Raw genomic sequence first — 17,086 nt, 5'->3', positions numbered from 1 at the left:
AATTAATTCCAAGGTCTTGGTCGCCCCTCGCGCAGGGGCGTGGATTGAAACCTCGGCAAGGCAGAGCAACCAAAACCGATACATGTCGCCCCTCGCGCAGGGGCGTGGATTGAAACTATGCATAGGGCTCATGCTCCTGCTTATGCTGCAGTCGCCCCTCGCGCAGGGGCGTGGATTGAAACCCCTAATAAATACACTCCGCCTGAGTAAAAGTGAGTCGCCCCTCGCGCAGGGGCGTGGATTGAAACACCATTATCAATGATAGCGAATACGATATTAAAGTCGCCCCTCGCGCAGGGGCGTGGATTGAAACACGTCGAGCGTCTTTGACTGGTCGGTCGTCATCGTCGCCCCTCGCGCAGGGGCGTGGATTGAAACACGCTTGCGCTCACGACGGAAGACGACATAGGGTGTCGCCCCTCGCGCAGGGGCGTGGATTGAAACACGCTTGCGCTCACGACGGAAGACGACATAGGGTGTCGCCCCTCGCGCAGGGGCGTGGATTGAAACTGCTACCGACAATGTCGTTTGCCGCTTTGATGGGGGTCGCCCCTCGCGCAGGGGCGTGGATTGAAACTGCCAGAAGTCGGCGATCGTCACGATGCCGGTGTAGTCGCCCCTCGCGCAGGGGCGTGGATTGAAACTGTGTTGGTATGCTCACTGCCTTTTTCGGTTCCGGTCGCCCCTCGCGCAGGGGCGTGGATTGAAACTTTTCTGAGAAGCGTCCAGCCGCCGTTATACGATGTCGCCCCTCGCGCAGGGGCGTGGATTGAAACAGGAGCATATTGATAAAATCACCCGGTCTATTAAAGTCGCCCCTCGCGCAGGGGCGTGGATTGAAACCTGTCCTCCGTCCTGAACCCGGCGTAGAGATAAAGTCGCCCCTCGCGCAGGGGCGTGGATTGAAACATTGTAGAGTTTATGGCGTCGCAGAAAGATCCTGTCGCCCCTCGCGCAGGGGCGTGGATTGAAACAGAATACGGTAGAAGAGACGATGGTGGAGCAAGGTGTCGCCCCTCGCGCAGGGGCGTGGATTGAAACGTCACAGGCGGGAGGAAGGTGACGGTGACCGACGTCGCCCCTCGCGCAGGGGCGTGGATTGAAACATAACGACATAGGGAGGTTTTGCTGACGGTTGACGTCGCCCCTCGCGCAGGGGCGTGGATTGAAACTCGGTGAGGAGCGATACCTTCTTCACATTGAACAGTTTATGAGATACTTCCATGAAAACAAGGATTGAAACTGAAAATATTTTCATACGCCGGTCTTTCGATAATTGATTGCCGGAATATTGATAAGTGCAGAAGAACTGAAATCAGTAATGAAAACGCAGTTGGGCAATAAGAATAGCATCTTCGGCAGGCCGATACACAATCCGGTGCTCGTCGTTAATGCGGCGGGACCAGTAACCGGAAAGTCCGTGCTTGAGCGGTTCGGGTTTTCCGGGACCTGTGAACGGATCGTTCATGATCTCATGGATCAACCGGTTTATGCGTTTCAGCATATTCTTGTCGGTCTTTTGCCAGTAGAGATAATCCTCCCAGGCATTTTTGGAAAAGATGAGCTTCACTCGGCGAGTTTGCGAGTCTTTCCGCCGCCGCGTTCAAGCTCTGCGATGGATTCCAGCAAACGCAGGGCGTTTTTGGGCACGCGGAGAAGATATGCAGTTTCTTCGAGTGCTCTGAAATCTTCAAGAGAGAGCATTACAACTGATTCTTCCTTCTGCCTGGTGATGATCACAGGCTCATGGTTTTCGCATACTTTTTTCATTGTTGCGGCAAGCCTTGTGCGGGCATCTGAATATGTAATCGTTGCCATGGATATCTCCTTTTTACATTGTACAAATTATTGTACAAGTAAGCATGGTGCTTGTCAAGAAATGAGATACTTCTGAAGGATTAATGGAATATGAAAAAGCTTCTTAACACGCTCTTTGTGACCACTCAGGGAGCGTATCTTTCGAAGGAAAGCGAGACCATTGTTGTGAAGATTGATGGAGAAGTAGCTATGCGTTTGCCAATTCATACTCTTGGTGGGATTGTCTGCTAATGATTTATATCTTGTAAAATAGAAATAAATCTTATAATTGTCACGGGAGGGAGAAATATGGAAAGCACGGTGACAGTAAGGGGGCAGACCGCCATCCCTGCCGCTATACGCAGGAGATATGATATCAAAGCGAAAACAAAGCTTGAATGGATAGATGACGGGCATACCATACCATAACAGTCATGCCGATTCCCCAAGACCCTGTGAAAGCGCTGAGGGGAAGATTCAAAGATGCGAACCTGTTCGAAAAACTCCCTGAGTCGAGAAAAGAGGAAAGAAAACGTGGCTAAAAGCTCTGTGCTGGATATTTCAGCCATCTTCGCGTTTACAAAAGACGAAGACGGAAGTGACATTACAGAAAAAATAGGGGGGGGTAATCTGAAGACGTCTCTTATCTTCTCCCGAGAAAGTCCCTTGGTTTCCCGGCAGCCTTCGGGGGGCCCACGAGCCCGTCTTCTTCGAGCAGTTCCATGATCCTTGCTGCCCTGTTATAGCCGATCTTGAGCCTTCTCTGAATTGACGAGATAGAGACCTCACCGGCAGTCTCTCCAATCTCGATCGCCCTGAAATACATATCGTCCCGTTCTCCGGCCCTGTTATCCTGATCAGTCTGGTCAATTGTCTGTATGCTTTCCATCATGGTGTAATCGGGTCTGCCCTGAGTTTTCACGAACTCTGTGACGGCCCTTGTTTCATCCTCAGTGATCAATGCGCCGTGGACACGTATGATCCTCGCGCCCGGCAGCATGAGGAGCATGTCGCCCTTGCCGAGGAGCTGTTCCGCGCCGTGAGAATCAAGGATCGTTCTCGAATCAACCTTGGAAGACACCTGAAACGCGATTCGTGCAGGGAAATTCGCCTTAATGATTCCCGTGATTACGTCAACGGAAGGCCTCTGCGTCGCAAGGACAAGATGTATTCCTGATGCCCTCCCCATCTGCGCAAGCCGCGCGATCGAATCCTCGACATCGTTCGGCGCAGTGAACATGAGGTCTGCGAGTTCGTCGATAATGATGACAATATAGGGAAGTTTCTCTTCCTCTTTGGCCTGCTGGTTGAAGCTCTCGATGTTCCTCGAAGACCTCTCCGCAAGAAACCGGTACCGTCTCTCCATCTCGATCACCATCTTCTTCAGCGACTCCGCAGCCTCCTTCGGGTTGGTGATTACCGGGGCGATCAGGTGCGGGATATCCTCATACGCGGAAAGCTCGAGGAGCTTCGGGTCTACCATCAGCATCTTCACCTCCGAAGGGGCGGACTTGTACAGAATGCTCATGACCATGGAGTTAATGGATACGCTCTTGCCGGAGCCTGTGGCTCCTGCAACAAGGAGATGGGGCATTTTTGAAAGATCCGCCACAACCGGCAGCCCTGCGATATCCTTTCCGAGGCTGAGGGTAAGCTTCGACCTGCTTTTCCTGAATCCTTCGGACGAAAGGATTTCTCTCAGTGAGACTGTCTCGCGCAGCTTGTTCGGCACTTCTATCCCGATCACCGCTCTTCCGGGAATCGGCGAAACCCTTACGCTCTGTGCCTTCAGGGCCAGGGCAAGATCATCCGAAAGGGATACGATCCTGTTGATCTTTACCCCCGGAGCGGGTTCAAACTCATACATGGTTACGATCGGGCCGGGGTGCACTGAGGCAACCTTGCCGACAACTCCGAAATCCTCAAGCTTTTTTTCGATAACCGATGAATCCGTCAGCAGGTCATCCTTTGACGGTCTTACAGACGATGAGTCGGACAGGCTCAGCAACTCCAGGGAAGGAAGTTCATATCCCCCTGTTTTACCCGGAATCACCGTCTCGGGCTGAACACCCGAAGGAGGCTCCGGCAAAGGTTCGGGCTCAATAATCAGTATCTCCTCCTCTTCAGGGATTCTCTCTTCGAACAGTTCTTTCCTCTCGGGCTTTTTTTGCCTCTTGCCGAAGGCAACGGAAATGACGGACACAGGGCTCATTAAGATGAGCGCGGACAGGAAAAAGGAGAGGGAAAATATGTATGCCCCGGGTACCGACAACAGTTTCTGTGCGACATATGCAACACCCCTGCCGGTAAGGCCGCCGATGCCGTCTGGGTATTTCTCTATCGAGAGATGGAAGGTATGTGACAGGAGTGCGAGCAGCACCGCGGAAGAGACGACAAAGAGAAGCCCCCCCAGAAGGGAAGCCTTGTGACCTTCTTTGCCCAGGAGTTTCCTGATACCAAAGACAGTGATCAGGACAGGGATAATAAAAGCAGCCACTCCCAGTGCGATTATGAGCCACCCCGATACATAAGCTCCGAGTATCCCTCCAAGATTATGCAGCGGCTCGGGGGGGACTGTTGTTCTGAAAAAGGGCACAGGGTCGCGAAGATAATGTGAAAAAAGACTCAGGAGAAGGAAAAGGCTGGCCATAACTGAAACTACGCCCAGGACCTCTTCTTTGATCCGTTTTATCCTTTCAGCCATATACCTGCTATTATAACAGCAGAAAGCCCAAACCTGTAATACACGAAGAGGTTCAGGGGGTACTTCCTGAGGTAATGCAGCAGGAACTTTATGGCGATAATGCCGGTCAGAAATGACACGACAAATCCGGCGGCAAAGAGCTGGAAGTCGTAGTTTTCCCTGGTTTCAAGGGCTTTTTGGAGATGCAGCAGCGTGGCGCCACCGATAATCGGTGTCGAAAGCAGGAAAGAAAATCTGGCGGCTGCCTCCCGCTCAATCCCTCTGAAGAGCCCCGCTGAAATCGTTATGCCCGAACGGGAAACGCCGGGAATGATCGAGAGGGCCTGCGCAGCGCCTATGGCGAGGGCATCAGCCAGACTTATCCCCTCTATTCCCTTACGCCTGGGAGTCTTCTCAGACACCAGCATGACAATACCGACAATAATCAGCATGGCGCAGATTACCACCGGGTTTCTGAGGCTGTGTTCGACAAAATCATTCAGAAGCAGTCCGGCAATTCCGGCTGGAAGTGACGCAAGAAGGATCAGTCCAAGCCGTTTTTGCTGATGCAGGACGAGCTCCAGCCAGTCTTTCCAGAAGCATAAAATGAGCGCCAGAAGGGTTCCTGCATGCAGGGCAATATCAAAGGTGAGGGTATCTACCTCTCCTGTCCAGTTGAAAAACCATGGGAACAGGATCAGGTGCGCCGTGCTGCTTACAGGAAGGAATTCGGTAATCCCCTGGACAATCCCGAGAATTATCGCCTCAATCATGAAACATCAGACCTCAATGATAACCGGCATGATCATCGGCCGGCGGTCCATGGTATTCCTGAGGTGCTTCTTCAGGGTGCTCCGGAGCTTTGCCTTAAGGAGCGAGGAATCTGCAATCAGCTCCCGGTCGAGCCCCTTCACAGTGCTGGTGAGGAGTTCCCGCACATTGCTGATAATCTCCTGGGATGCGTCTTCAAATACAAATCCCCGCGAAATCACTTCCGGTCCTGAGACGATATTCCCCGACAGTTTCTCGATTGCCAGAAGTATAAGGACTATCCCGTCGTGTGCGAGCCTCATTCTGTCGCGGAGCACCATCTCTTCAACATCCCCTATTCCCTTGCCGTCAATAAACACCCTCCCCGGATTCACATTACCGTTTTTTGACGCTCCGCTCGCAGTGATTTCGAGAATATCACCGTTCTTCAGGATAAAGATGTGCTCTTTCGGGATGTCAAGTTTCAGCGCGAGCATTGAATGGTATACGAGATGCCGGTATTCACCATGTATCGGCATGAAATATTTGGGTTTGACAAGGTTGAGCATGAGTTTCAGCTCTTCCTTGGAGGCATGGCCTGAAACATGCACTTCTGACACCTTTTCATAAATGACATTCGCGCCGCGCCTGAAGAGATGATTGATGATCTTGCCTATCGGACGTTCATTCCCGGGGATCATTTTTGCCGAAAGAATCACGGTATCGCCTTCCTTGATCTTGATATGCTTGTGCTCATCGGTCGCGATTCTGGAAAGCACGCTCATTGGCTCACCCTGGCTTCCTGTGGTAATAATAACCACCTCGTGGTCCGGGAGACTGTGAAGGTCTTCGAGCTTGAGCCAGGTATTCTGGGGTATCTTCAGGTACCCCAGGTTCAGCGCTATCTGCGCATTCGACACGATGCTCTTGCCGCAGAGGATCACCTTTCTGCCGTACTTGACCGCCACGTCGATCGCCTGCTGTATCCGGTGGATGTTCGAGGCAAATGTGGCGATGATTATCCTTCCCTTCGTGGCTGAGAAGATATCCTCGAACGCCCTGCGCACTTCCTTCTCCGAATAGGTAAACCCTCCCTTTTCCGCATTTGTGCTGTCTGACATAAGCAGGAGCGTCCCTCTCTCCCCGTATTCCGAAAACCTGCGGAAATCCATGAGATGCCCGTCGACAGGCGTCGGGTCGAGCTTAAAGTCTCCGGTATGCACAACAAGGCCGACAGGGGTAGTAATCCCGAGCCCGACTCCGTCTACGATACTGTGGGTCACACGAATGAACTCGATCGAAAACACCCCGATCGTGACGATATCCCGCGGGATCACCGGAATCAGTTCGGTATCTTCAAGCCCGTGCTCCCTGAGCTTCTCTTTCACCAGACCAAGGGTCAGAGGGGTGCCATAGACAGGCACCCGGATCTCTTTCAGCAGGAACGGCAGCGCACCTGTATGGTCTTCATGGCCGTGCGTCAGGACAATTGCCCGTACCTTTTGCCTGTTGTTGATCAGATAGGAAAAATCCGGGATGATGAAGTCCACGCCGAGCGCATCCTCTTCAGGGAACATGAGTCCGGCATCGATTACGATAATGTCGTCATTATATTCGAGGATTGTGGTGTTGAGGCCGATCTCCTCGACACCTCCAAGAGGGATTACAGAAAGCGCATTTTCCACTGATGTGTATTATATCAGATTTCCAGGTCTCTTATGACATCACGGCAGTAAATTTGAATGCTTTCCCGATCGCTAAGAAGGGGAAATCACAGAAAGAGCGGCGGCATCTGCGACATAATGCCCGGATGACAGGTGATCTCATCAGGATTGTGGCAGTACTTTGGTGAAGAACACAACAACTTTCCCCCAATACCCCTGTGCAGAGGGGCATTGGGGGTATCCGGCATTTTTGCATGTTTACTTTTTCCTCGCCTGTGCCTTTTCCCGCATATCTTCGGCAAGCGCCTTTATCTCCGTAATGTCCCGGTTCATCTCGCTCCAGCCGTACCACAATGCATAATCGGGATTGGCATGAAACGCGCCCTGAAAGGTTCTCATCCGGTGCTTGAGAAACATGATGAAAAGCTTCTGTTCTATCACCGTGGGCGCATCGTGAAATGTCAGCAGATCCACAGACGTGTGAATGTATTTCATCGGTTTCACGAGTATTCCGTCTTTGTACAGATCATTCACCACACGTATCCCTTCAGCCATCAGCCTGTCGGCTGCCCGTATCATCTCGTCGCCTTTTGCAAGCTCTGCTTTTGCAAATTTCGGAGAGTGGCACTGCGTGCACGTAGCGATCATCTTGTCCCGCTCTTTCTGCCACTCCTCCTGGGTAACCCGCAGCATCTCCGCTGACTTCACTACCGCGAGTCTTGCGGTAGGATTGCCCATAGGGTCGAGCACTCCGAGTCCCTGAAGGATGGTGGTTCTGTCCGCTGCCCATTGCTTGTCCTCGGGCATCGGCAGCCGGACCGCGAGGAACCCCCACGCTGTCCTGTTTTCATGATCACCGTCCTTCATGTGGCAGGTCTGGCAGCTCGGCGCAGCAGCATTTTCCGGCAGTATGTTCAATTGTTTGAGGAGGAAACGGACCCCGTGTTTGGAGGATGAAAACATCTCCCACTGGGGATGGTCGATTCCCATATGACACGTCTGGCATGCCTGAGGCTGCTGAGCCTCCTTCACAGAAAAGAGATGCCGGGTGTGACAGGTATCGCAGGATGCAAGTCCGAAGTCTGCGCCCTTTTCTTTCAGCGCTTTAATCTCATCCTCGGTCTTGAGTCCGATCCGGTGACATCCTCCGCAGCCCTTCTTTCCCTCCATGAGCGCCATCGGCTGCCAGTGTGCGCCGGGCATAGCCCATTGTGCTGCCCAGGCATAAGCGTGTTTGCCCTTTTTGAACTGCGCCACCTGCTTCTCGTGACAGGAGGCGCAGGTGTCCGGCAGGGGACTTTTTGCTTTTGCTGCATCCTCCGCCGAGCTATGCAGGTCTCCGTGGCATGCTGCGCAGGAAATGTTCTGCCTGCTGTGCCTGCTCTGTTCCCAGTCAGTCACAATACTGGGGGTGATTTGTTTATGGCATTCCACACATGATTGCGCAACGACATTTGATGAAAACATCATGGCAGCACCAAGAACAATCAGTGCCTGCAAGAAAAAAATCCTTCTCTTCATAATCTCCTCCCTTCGTTTGTTTTGTCTTTATTATAGATTATAGCAGACATGCCTGTCCGTTCCTGCCGGCCGCATGCAGAATACCACTGAATGTGAAGGGATGCGGTCAACCGAATCTGTGACCAATCTGTAATCACTCTTATGGTAATAATATATATTTCTCCAAAAGAAAGGATCGCGGACATGGCTATCAGGATTTCAGATAAGACGATTGCAATGACGACAGACTGCATGTTTTCTTTCAGGTGCCTGAACGGTAATGCAAAAAATATCTGCAAGATAGAGAGATGTTTCGGCGATGGCGGCTGCTTTCTTTCAACAGTAAATCCGGGCGTATGTTCCTATAAGGTTTCGTTTGGACATTCCTACATATGCACATGCCCGACGAGGTCTGAGATTTATCATCGCTACGAGATTTAGAAATACGGGCATGTTCCGGGTGCAGATCAGGGTCTGCGGTCAAGACCCGGTATTTTCGTGTCCTGAGCCGGAAAAATCGAGTTTTGCCGTCAGTTTATTGTCGATAAGACACTGCAACATTTCCAGTTCCTCTGCATCAAACCATGTAATATTGCAGAGACCGCACCGGTCGATCTCTATGAGATATGCAAGGCTGTAAAAGGTCCTCAGCATGGGGTGTCCGCATTGCGCGCATGTCAGATGCGCCTTTGCGCTGCCTCCGGATTTTCCGGCCCTTTTGAACACAATTTTTCTCTGATTGTCCGATGCTACCGCTTCAGCCAGCAGTCTCAGCCTTTCTTCACACTGTTTTTCTCTCCTGGCAATGATTCTTGGTATCTTTCCGCTCTCGACAAGTGCTCCTTTACAGAAACTGCACTGATACACCCTGGTTTTTTCATACGGTATCTGTATGAGTGACTGCCTGCAGATCGGGCACTGAAAGGTTGACAGATTCTGCGACTCCTTGCTGAGACGTGCTGTAAATATCGGACTTACTGCAGGGTCTTCCGAAGCCCTCTCGGCAGCCTTCTCTTTTCCCGACTTTATCCATGTATGCGGGGATAGCCAGGGTAACGCAGACAATTGCGGCAGGTCATACGGGCCCTGCCATTGCTGCCTGCCGTTAAGGGCGTAATAGAGGGGCTGCGAAGCATTCATGGCCTCCGCAGTCTCTTCCCCAGCGCGGAGTGTTCTTTCAAATTCTTCGATTCTGACATGTACCATGCGCAGCAATATCCTGATCCTTTTCCTGATGGGAGGGTGCGTAGACATGAGATTCGCCCAGAACCCTTCGGACTCATCACGCATAACTTCCCGGGGATTGATGATGCAGAGCATTTCGAGTCCGCCCGCGATGATTCCCGAACCTCTCCAGTTCCGGGAGATAATCTGCAGCGCCTCTGCCATGGCAAGCGGGTTTCTGGTCATTCTGACGCTTGCAGCATCAGCCCTGTATTCCCGCTCCCTTGATATGAACATGCTGAGCATGCTGCTGAGTTTCACCAGCATCCACAGGGGGAAAAACGCCGGATGAAGCCCCCTGTGAAACTCTTCCTCTCCGATAGCCTGAAGTTTTTCGAGCATCGCTGCATACATACCGAAAAGACTGGTTGCAACGCTCGCCTCAAGGCAGTCCCCGGAAAGAATATGGGCCGCCTCATGCGCCAGAACCGCTTCGGTCTGCGACCTCGAAAGTCTTGACAGCAGGCCCTCGGTAATGGCTATCGCAGCATTGCCTTTCAGGTCTGAGACCGCCAGCGCGTTCATCGACAGGCTCGGGATTACAATACACGCGATTTTCTGCCTGCTGCCGGTCACCACATGAATCTCGTCCACTATATTCAGAAGCCTCCTGTGAATTCCGTCGTCAGGGTCAGGCGGGACAGCCTCAAGATTTTTTGTTACATGCTCGACAGCAGCGGATGCGGAAAACCAGAAATGTATGGCTGCACACACCAGCGAAAATCCCAGCACTGTTATCACATAGAGCGGATTCCCCCAGAAAATGGTAAATCCGTCCCTGAGGAAAATGAACGGGAAAAATATCAGTATTCCCTGAATAAGGGACATCACCACCAGAAAATACAAAAACAACAGGAGAATAAAGAGCATTCCTATTCTCCATGTCTTCTGTTTCTCTATTTCAATATACGTCAGCGGCATACACAGGGAATACGGCAAACAATATGGAAATACCTTCTCATTGCATTCCAGCGCCCGGGGTTACCCGTGGCAGATGCCTGTCAGACGCTCCGGAAGAATAATATTCAAATTCCGGGAAATGAAACAGCCCCGCAATGAAATTGTTCGGAATGATCTCCTTTTTGGTGGAGTAACCGGCAACGAGATCATTATAGAGCTGCCGTGAAAAAGCGATCTTGTTTTCTGTTGTTGCGAGTTCCTCCTGCAGATGCATCACATTCTCGTTGCTTTTCAATACCGGATAATTTTCCATGACCGCAAAAAGCCTGTCCAGTGATTTTGTGAGAATACCCTCAGCCTCAGCCTTCGCGCGGATACCTGCCGCAGCGATAGCTCCGGCCCTGGCTGCTGTCACCCTTTCAAGGGTCTCCCGTTCAAACTCCATGTACCCCCTCACGACAGTGACGAGATTCGGGATGAGATCATGCCGCCTTTTCAGCTGCACATCAATCTGTTTCCACGCGTTACGGACGTTGTTCTTCATCTCGACAAGTGTGTTGTATATGACCACTGTCCAGAGAAGCGCTACGGTAATGACCGCTGCCAGGATCCAGGCTTCCATCTTCTGCCCTCCAGATAATTCTTTGCCTATTATATCCTAAATATCCTGAACCCGGGGACTCCTCATATTTTTCCCGGTGATATTGTGTGTGAGGACAGGCCCGCGAGGTGAAAGAAACATTGTAATGACTTTTAGCAGAAATTTATTTACAATTCAAATAAAAAGGAGAATCGCATGGAGGATTTGAAATACTCGGAGACATGGAGGGTATTCAGAATACAGTCAGAACTCGTAGATGGATTTGAGACGCTGCATACCCTTGGTCCGTCAGTCGCGGTCTTCGGCAGCTCACGGATGCAACCCGGCTCGTATTATTATGAAAAAGCTGCGGAACTGGGAAAAAGGCTTTCAGATATCGGGTTTTCTGTGATTACCGGAGGCGGACCCGGCATCATGGAAGGGGCGAATAAGGGAGCGAAACAGGGCAAAGGAAAATCAGTCGGACTGAACATCGAAATACCCCTTGAACAGTTCCCGAATCAATATCAGGACATCTCCCTTTCCTTCAGATATTTCTTTATCAGAAAACTCATGTTTGTGAAATACTCGACCGCATTCATCATTTTCCCGGGCGGCTTCGGCACGATGGACGAGCTTTTCGAAGCCCTGACTCTTTCGCAGACCAAAAAAATAGGCATTTTCCCGATAATCCTTTTCGGGAGAGAATACTGGCAGGGTCTGCTTGACTGGTTCCAGTCCAACCTTATTCCTCACAATGCCATTGCGCCCGTTGACATGGATTTGCTGTCACTCGCTGATGATATTGAAGAAGTCTGCAAGATACTGAACAGATACAAGAATGACCTTGAGATCGAAATGCCCGGATGCGATGAGCAGTGACCTACTCTCTCGGATGCGCTTTCCGGTAATCGCGAGGCTTTTCTTTCAGCCCTTCCTCACTCCAGATACCGCGCTTTCCCTCCCTCGCCGACGTCTGGGCTGACCTGAGTTCATTTTCGTATTTCACATTCGGGGGGAAGGTATAAAGCATCGCATACCCGTCCTGTATCATCAGGAGATTCACGAACCTGCCGTCATCCGTCCAGAGATACGCGAGGATGCGGCCGTACTGGTCCCTTTTTTCCACGTCGTATTCGAGCCTGACCTTCCTGCCCGCGGCGTGCAGAAGCGCATCCAGATGCTTCTGCGCAGCTTCACCCCACGGGGCCTGTGCCAGTTCAGGGGCGTCTATGCCCACAAGCCGGACCTTTTCCTGTTTTTTGTTGATGCGCACGCTGACGGTATCACCGTCGTTAACCGAGAGGACAGGGACCAGTGCCTCGCTGTTCTGCTGCCCGAAAATCTGATATTTCTCATTGACAAAATAGAACCCCGCAGCAATGAAAAAAAACAGGACAGCGATAATGCCTGACTTTCCCTGTCTCGTACCTTTCCTGTGCATCATGTATTATACCTTTTCACTAATCCCTTTTTTCACTGTATAATTATCGGTATGAGGACAACACCCAGCCCGAGCTACAGCATCACGATACGGCTTGAGATCATCAGCCAGGTCGGCATGTTCGGAAGGATTGCCACCGCCATAGGGGATGCCGGCGGGGATGTCGGCTCTGTCGATATCGTGAGAACCGGCAAGGGGACAATCGTACGCGATTTCACAGTGAATGCGCGGGATGATGAACACGAAAAAGCGATCGTTGCTGCGGTCAGAGAGATTGAAGGTGTCAGGGTCATTCATGTCGTAGACAGGACTTTCCACCAGCACCACGGGGGCAAGATCGAGATTCATAATAAGGTGCCCGTGAAAAACCGCGCTGACCTCTCACGGGTGTACACCCCCGGAGTCGCCCGTATCTGCTCAGCAATTCATGCTGACAGGGACAAAACCTACCGCTACACCATAAAACGGAATTCTGTAGCCATCATTACTGACGGAAGCGCCGTTCTCGGTCTCGGGGACATCGGACCCGAGGCTGCGCTGCCGGTCATGGAGGGGAAGGCAATGCTTTTTAAGGAGTTCGCCAACATCGATGCCTTCCCGATTTGTCTCGCGACAAAAGACCCGGATGAAATAGTCTTGACAGTGAAAAACATCGCTCCGGCGTTCGGCGGAATAAATCTTGAGGATATATCGGCTCCGAGATGTTTTGAGATCGAAGACAGGCTGCGGCAGCATCTTGACATCCCGGTATTTCACGATGACCAGCACGGCACGTCTGTCGTAGTGCTGGCTGCATTGCTGAACGCGGTAAAAGCAACGGGAAAAACATTCAGCAAACTCAGGATCGTGATTGCAGGGGCCGGAGCTGCGGGAACCGCCTGCTGCAAAATCCTCAGGGAGGTCGGGATACGTGACATTATCACCTGTGACAGAAACGGAACGCTTTACAGGGGCAGGAGGAAGAATATGAATCCTGCAAAACGATGGATAGCAGACCATTCAAATCCCCGCCTGATCAAAGGCTGCCTCTCTGATGCGATGGACGGCGCAGACGTGTTCATCGGCGTCTCTGCCCCAAACCTTATCAGCGTTGACGATATACTGCGCATGAAGCGCGATCCGATACTCTTTGCCCTTGCAAATCCTGAACCGGAGATCGCGCCCGAGGATGCAGCGCCTTATGTCCGCATTCTCGCAACAGGCAGGTCCGACTACCCGAACCAGATCAATAACATGCTGTGTTTTCCCGGCCTGTTCAGGGGCCTGCTGGACGCGAGGGCAAGGACTGTCAACGAGGAGATAAAGCTCGCTGCTGCCGGAGCTATTGCCTCAGTAATCGACCGGAAAGAACTGAGTGAAGACTATATTGTACCGAGCATCTTTGACCGGAGGGTTGTGACCGCGGTTGCCTCTGCTGTCGCGGATGCCGCATACAGGAGCGGAGTCGCAGGGAAAGAAAGATAACCTGATCATCAGACGATGGCGCGAAAGTGGTCGAAGAGCGGGAACGGGCGCAAATGCCGCATCCTCTCATTGTACCCGCAGTGCATGAACAATCTTGGCTGGTTAACTTATCCCGTATTTGTGAAGCCGGTGACGGAACGACCTGAAAGAAAGGTTCAGAAGTCTCGCTGCCTCTGTCTTCACTCCGCCTGACTTTTCGAGAGCCTTAAGCAGGTATTTCTTCTCGATATCTCCGATTATCTGATCGATGTCAATCCCCGCATCGGCAAAATCCGGCAGTGCCTTAATCTCTCCGGAATACTCGGTTATTTCAGGCGGAAGATCTGCAGGGGTTATCTCTTCCTTCTCCGTCAGGATCGCAATGCGCTCGATGACGTTCTCAAGCTCCCGAACATTCCCCTTCCATGAATAGTCGATCAGAAGCTTCAGCGCATCCGGCACTATTCTTCTTATATCGCGGGAGGTTTTCCTCAGAAAATGCTCCACCAGCAGGGGAATATCTTCCCTTCTTTCCCTGAGCGGGGGAATACTGATAGGAACTACATTCAGCCTGTAATACAGATCCTCGCGGAATCTCCCGGCTGCAATCTCCTCTTTGAGGTCCTTGTTGGTAGCGGATATGATCCGGACATCGACCTTAATATCATTCGTTCCGCCGATGCGCCTGAATGTTCCGTTTTCGAGCACTCTGAGCAGTTTTGCCTGGAGGCTGGTCGGCATCTCCCCGATCTCGTCGAGCAGGAGACTTCCGGCGTCCGCGATCTCAAAAAGCCCCTGCTTGTTGTATATGGCACCGGTAAAAGAGCCCTTCATATGTCCGAACAGTTCCGATTCCAGAAGCCCTTCAGGAAATGCTGCACAATTGATGGTCACAAAATTCTTGCCCTTTCTCTGGCTCAGGTTATGCAGGGCAGCAGCAACAAGCTCCTTGCCGGACCCGCTTTCTCCCGTTATCAGGACGTTGGAATGGCTCTGGGCTATCCTCGGGATAAGCTTGAACATCTCCTGCATTTTCGGACTTCTGCCGATGATATTTTCGAGGGTGTAGGTAGTTTCGACCTTCTGCCGCAGGAGCGTAATTTCCTCGCTCAGCCGTTTTTTCTCCATCGCCTTCTTTACAATCAGCCTGATTTCATCTATGTTGAAAGGTTTGCTGATGTAGTCATACGCGCCCAGTTTCATGGCATCGATCGCCAACTCAGTCGTACCGAACGCGGTTATCATGATGACGATGGTATCCGGTGATATCTCCTTCACTTTTTTCAGAACCGTAAAACCGTCGGCCTTGGGCATCTTCATGTCAGTGATGACAAGATCGAAGATATCCCTGTCGATTATGGACAGTCCTTCCTGACCATCCGATGCAGAGACAACATCATAGTTCTCCCCTTCGAGAAGGATCTTCAGCACCTCCCGCATGCTTTTCTCATCTTCGACGATCAGTATCTTTCCGTTATTCCGTTTCATCGGCCTTCGGTAGTATAATCACAAAGCTTGTCCCATTTCCAGAACTACTTTGCACGTATATTCTCCCCCTGTGTTCCTCGATTATCCTGTATGCAATCGCAAGTCCGAGCCCTGTGCCCTGCTCTTTTGTCGTAAAAAAAGGATAGAATATCTTTTCGACAATTCCCTTTTCTATGCCGGGGCCCGAATCTCTGAAGACTATCTCCACAAACCCGTCAGTGTCCCGCGTGGAAACCTCAAGTTCCCCTCCCTCCTGCATGGCTTCCATTGCATTGATCCCGAGGTTCCAGAATACCTGACGCAGTTTCTTCGGATCCGCATTCACCCTGAAGCTGCCGCGGTAAAGCTTTCTGATAAAAACACTCCCCCTGTTCTGATCCACATTTTTCAGAAGCTCTATCGTTTCATCAAGAAGTCCCGGCAGTTCAACTTTTTCAAGCTCAGGCGGAGAGGGTCGTGAATAGGTGAGAAAATCCGTGATGATGCGGTTGAGGCGGTCCATCTCGCTCAGGGCAATCTCCATAAGCCTTTCCTTGTAATTCCGGGGGACAGAGTCCTCTTTGAGCATCTCAATGGACCCCTTCAGCGATGCAAGGGGGTTCCTGATCTCATGTGCGATACTTGACGACAGTTCTCCTATCGCCGCCCATTTTTCCTTTTGTTTTATTTCGGACTCAAGGCTTTTGATCTGTGTCAGGTCCTGAAATACCACAATAAAACCCTTGGGGCTCTCATTTATGCCCTTAATAGGGGATATGGTGAGTCCTATTATCTTCTGCTCGCCGCCTACCGTGATTACTTCTTCCCTCCGCCCCTCTGAAAAGGGAAAACTGAAGAACGGGAATACCGAATCGATTCTTTGTCCGACAATGGTTTCCTGAAGGGTATCCGTGATCCGCTCCGCCGCCCTGTTGAAAATCAGCACCTTTCCGGACATGTCTGTGGTAAACAGACCGCTGGGAAGGCTTTCCAGCACCTCCTTGTTGAAAAACTCGAGGTCCCGCAGATCAAGGTCCTTTTCCTCAAGTTTTTTTACTGTCTTCTCAAGCCTCGATGAGAGATACCCGCTGAGGAATGCGGTGAGATAGAAGGAAAGGATATGCACAAATATCTTGTAGAGGTAATATTCCTCTGCAAGTTTCTCACCTCCCGACATGGGCAGCAGACCGTAAAACTGGAGGTTTACAAGCAGACCGTAAAGCAGGCTGCTTGCAGTCGCCGTCACATAGCCTGCTCTTTTGTTCAGCACGATGCTTGAGGCAATAATGGTGATGATGAGAGTAAACGAGAACCAGCTGTCAATCCCGCCGGTGAGGTAAATAAGCGTTATTTCCGAGACCACATCAAGCAGCAGCTGCACATAGGCAAATGTAACGAGACTCCTGATCCTCCCGAAAAGCATCGCATACACGATAGTGAGCAGGTACAGGGAAACGATGAGATAAAAAAATACATAGGAATAAGAGATTTTTTCAAACGCTCCGAAGAGAAAGGATGACCCGAAGAGGAGGGTAATAAACAGCACCCTGAACGTTATCAGGGCCTTTATCCTTTTTTTCAGCGCAGACGCGTCTTCTTCCATATCATCCTCTGGATCTTTCCGAATGAGGGTT

The 17,086-nt window shown here is 51.3% G+C and carries 15 protein-coding genes, 1 pseudogene and 1 CRISPR repeat array; of the genes and pseudogenes, 5 read left to right on the top strand and 11 right to left on the bottom strand.

Annotated features, from left to right (window positions below; genetic code table 11):
- Positions 1-19: 19 nt before the first annotated feature.
- A CRISPR array of direct repeats spans positions 20-1,243; the repeat unit is 32 nt; unit sequence GTCGCCCCTCGCGCAGGGGCGTGGATTGAAAC.
- A 72-nt stretch (positions 1,244-1,315) separates the two neighbouring features.
- Positions 1,316-1,570, bottom strand: coding sequence for a Txe/YoeB family addiction module toxin (locus tag AB1552_12200; GenBank protein MEW6054529.1), 255 nt, complete (start codon positions 1,568-1,570; stop codon positions 1,316-1,318).
- Positions 1,567-1,818, bottom strand: a complete 252-nt coding sequence (locus tag AB1552_12195; protein ID MEW6054528.1) for a type II toxin-antitoxin system prevent-host-death family antitoxin — start codon at positions 1,816-1,818, stop codon at positions 1,567-1,569. The genes AB1552_12200 and AB1552_12195 overlap by 4 nt, the downstream gene beginning before the upstream one ends.
- Positions 1,819-1,908: 90 nt before the next feature.
- On the opposite strand from AB1552_12195, the pseudogene AB1552_12190 reads away from it, so the two are divergent.
- Positions 1,909-2,046: pseudogene (locus tag AB1552_12190) on the top strand (CRISPR-associated endonuclease Cas1).
- A gap of 60 nt (positions 2,047-2,106) precedes the next feature.
- Entirely contained in the window at positions 2,107-2,226 is a 120-nt protein-coding gene (locus AB1552_12185; GenBank protein MEW6054527.1) for an AbrB/MazE/SpoVT family DNA-binding domain-containing protein, read from the top strand.
- Between the two features lie 214 nt (positions 2,227-2,440).
- Here the strand turns inward: AB1552_12185 and AB1552_12180 are convergent, their stop codons facing one another.
- From AB1552_12180 to AB1552_12165, 4 genes are all read right to left on the bottom strand, one after another.
- Positions 2,441-4,501 (bottom strand): DNA translocase FtsK 4TM domain-containing protein, encoded by a 2,061-nt coding sequence (locus AB1552_12180; GenBank protein MEW6054526.1) that lies wholly within the window; start codon positions 4,499-4,501, stop codon positions 2,441-2,443.
- On the bottom strand, positions 4,486-5,253 hold the full coding sequence (uppP, locus tag AB1552_12175) for an undecaprenyl-diphosphatase UppP (GenBank protein ID MEW6054525.1): 768 nt from the start codon (positions 5,251-5,253) through the stop codon (positions 4,486-4,488). The genes AB1552_12180 and uppP overlap by 16 nt, the downstream gene beginning before the upstream one ends.
- 6 nt (positions 5,254-5,259) lie before the next feature.
- A complete protein-coding gene (locus tag AB1552_12170; GenBank protein MEW6054524.1) occupies positions 5,260-6,915 on the bottom strand; it encodes a ribonuclease J in 1,656 nt (551 codons plus the stop codon).
- Positions 6,916-7,152: 237 nt separating this feature from the next.
- Entirely contained in the window at positions 7,153-8,415 is a 1,263-nt protein-coding gene (locus tag AB1552_12165) for a multiheme c-type cytochrome (GenBank protein ID MEW6054523.1), read from the bottom strand.
- A 183-nt stretch (positions 8,416-8,598) separates the two neighbouring features.
- Here AB1552_12165 and AB1552_12160 point away from each other — a divergent pair, with 183 nt between their 5' ends.
- The gene (locus AB1552_12160) at positions 8,599-8,835 is read left to right on the top strand and encodes a hypothetical protein (protein ID MEW6054522.1); all 237 of its coding nucleotides are present in this window, start codon (positions 8,599-8,601) and stop codon (positions 8,833-8,835) included.
- Between the two features lie 39 nt (positions 8,836-8,874).
- On the opposite strand, the gene AB1552_12155 is transcribed toward AB1552_12160, so the two are convergent.
- Together AB1552_12155 and AB1552_12150 are read right to left on the bottom strand one after the other, a co-directional pair.
- Complete coding sequence (locus AB1552_12155) at positions 8,875-10,557, bottom strand: zinc metalloprotease HtpX (GenBank protein ID MEW6054521.1); 1,683 nt, start codon at positions 10,555-10,557, stop codon at positions 8,875-8,877.
- A gap of 19 nt (positions 10,558-10,576) precedes the next feature.
- On the bottom strand, positions 10,577-11,140 hold the full coding sequence (locus AB1552_12150) for a LemA family protein (GenBank protein MEW6054520.1): 564 nt from the start codon (positions 11,138-11,140) through the stop codon (positions 10,577-10,579).
- Positions 11,141-11,314: 174 nt separating this feature from the next.
- Here AB1552_12150 and AB1552_12145 point away from each other — a divergent pair, with 174 nt between their 5' ends.
- Complete coding sequence (locus AB1552_12145; protein MEW6054519.1) at positions 11,315-11,980, top strand: TIGR00730 family Rossman fold protein; 666 nt, start codon at positions 11,315-11,317, stop codon at positions 11,978-11,980.
- Position 11,981: 1 nt separating this feature from the next.
- Here AB1552_12145 and AB1552_12140 read toward each other — a convergent pair whose 3' ends face one another.
- Complete coding sequence (locus AB1552_12140; GenBank protein MEW6054518.1) at positions 11,982-12,545, bottom strand: thermonuclease family protein; 564 nt, start codon at positions 12,543-12,545, stop codon at positions 11,982-11,984.
- Between the two features lie 48 nt (positions 12,546-12,593).
- Between AB1552_12140 and AB1552_12135 the strand changes: the two genes are divergently transcribed.
- Positions 12,594-14,006, top strand: a complete 1,413-nt coding sequence (locus AB1552_12135; protein MEW6054517.1) for a malic enzyme-like NAD(P)-binding protein — start codon at positions 12,594-12,596, stop codon at positions 14,004-14,006.
- 102 nt (positions 14,007-14,108) lie between these two features.
- Here AB1552_12135 and AB1552_12130 read toward each other — a convergent pair whose 3' ends face one another.
- Both AB1552_12130 and AB1552_12125 read right to left on the bottom strand, forming a co-directional pair.
- Positions 14,109-15,473 carry a sigma-54 dependent transcriptional regulator gene (locus tag AB1552_12130; protein ID MEW6054516.1) on the bottom strand — a complete coding sequence of 455 codons (1,365 nt, stop codon included), beginning with the start codon at positions 15,471-15,473 and terminating at the stop codon, positions 14,109-14,111.
- Positions 15,460-17,055, bottom strand: a complete 1,596-nt coding sequence (locus AB1552_12125) for an ATP-binding protein (protein MEW6054515.1) — start codon at positions 17,053-17,055, stop codon at positions 15,460-15,462. The genes AB1552_12130 and AB1552_12125 overlap by 14 nt, the downstream gene beginning before the upstream one ends.
- Positions 17,056-17,086 lie beyond the last annotated feature (31 nt).

Source organism: Nitrospirota bacterium (assembly GCA_040754395.1).
Taxonomy (GTDB): Bacteria; Nitrospirota; Thermodesulfovibrionia; order Thermodesulfovibrionales; family SM23-35; genus JBFMCL01.
The sequence above is the reverse complement of the archived record's forward strand: the minus strand, read 5'-3'. Positions and strand labels throughout refer to the sequence as shown.

What these genes read in the sequence shown, in the direction of transcription:
- AB1552_12195 (MEW6054528.1), bottom strand. Translation starts at nt 1,818, where the DNA reads ATGGCAACGATTACATATTCAGATGCCCGCACAAGGCTTGCCGCAACA.
- AB1552_12185 (MEW6054527.1), top strand. Translation starts at nt 2,107, where the DNA reads ATGGAAAGCACGGTGACAGTAAGGGGGCAGACCGCCATCCCTGCCGCT.
- AB1552_12180 (MEW6054526.1), bottom strand. Translation starts at nt 4,501, where the DNA reads ATGGCTGAAAGGATAAAACGGATCAAAGAAGAGGTCCTGGGCGTAGTT.
- uppP (MEW6054525.1), bottom strand. Translation starts at nt 5,253, where the DNA reads ATGATTGAGGCGATAATTCTCGGGATTGTCCAGGGGATTACCGAATTC.
- AB1552_12165 (MEW6054523.1), bottom strand. Translation starts at nt 8,415, where the DNA reads ATGAAGAGAAGGATTTTTTTCTTGCAGGCACTGATTGTTCTTGGTGCT.
- AB1552_12160 (MEW6054522.1), top strand. Translation starts at nt 8,599, where the DNA reads ATGGCTATCAGGATTTCAGATAAGACGATTGCAATGACGACAGACTGC.
- AB1552_12150 (MEW6054520.1), bottom strand. Translation starts at nt 11,140, where the DNA reads ATGGAAGCCTGGATCCTGGCAGCGGTCATTACCGTAGCGCTTCTCTGG.
- AB1552_12145 (MEW6054519.1), top strand. Translation starts at nt 11,315, where the DNA reads ATGGAGGATTTGAAATACTCGGAGACATGGAGGGTATTCAGAATACAG.
- AB1552_12140 (MEW6054518.1), bottom strand. Translation starts at nt 12,545, where the DNA reads ATGATGCACAGGAAAGGTACGAGACAGGGAAAGTCAGGCATTATCGCT.
- AB1552_12135 (MEW6054517.1), top strand. Translation starts at nt 12,594, where the DNA reads ATGAGGACAACACCCAGCCCGAGCTACAGCATCACGATACGGCTTGAG.
- AB1552_12130 (MEW6054516.1), bottom strand. Translation starts at nt 15,473, where the DNA reads ATGAAACGGAATAACGGAAAGATACTGATCGTCGAAGATGAGAAAAGC.
- AB1552_12125 (MEW6054515.1), bottom strand. Translation starts at nt 17,055, where the DNA reads ATGGAAGAAGACGCGTCTGCGCTGAAAAAAAGGATAAAGGCCCTGATA.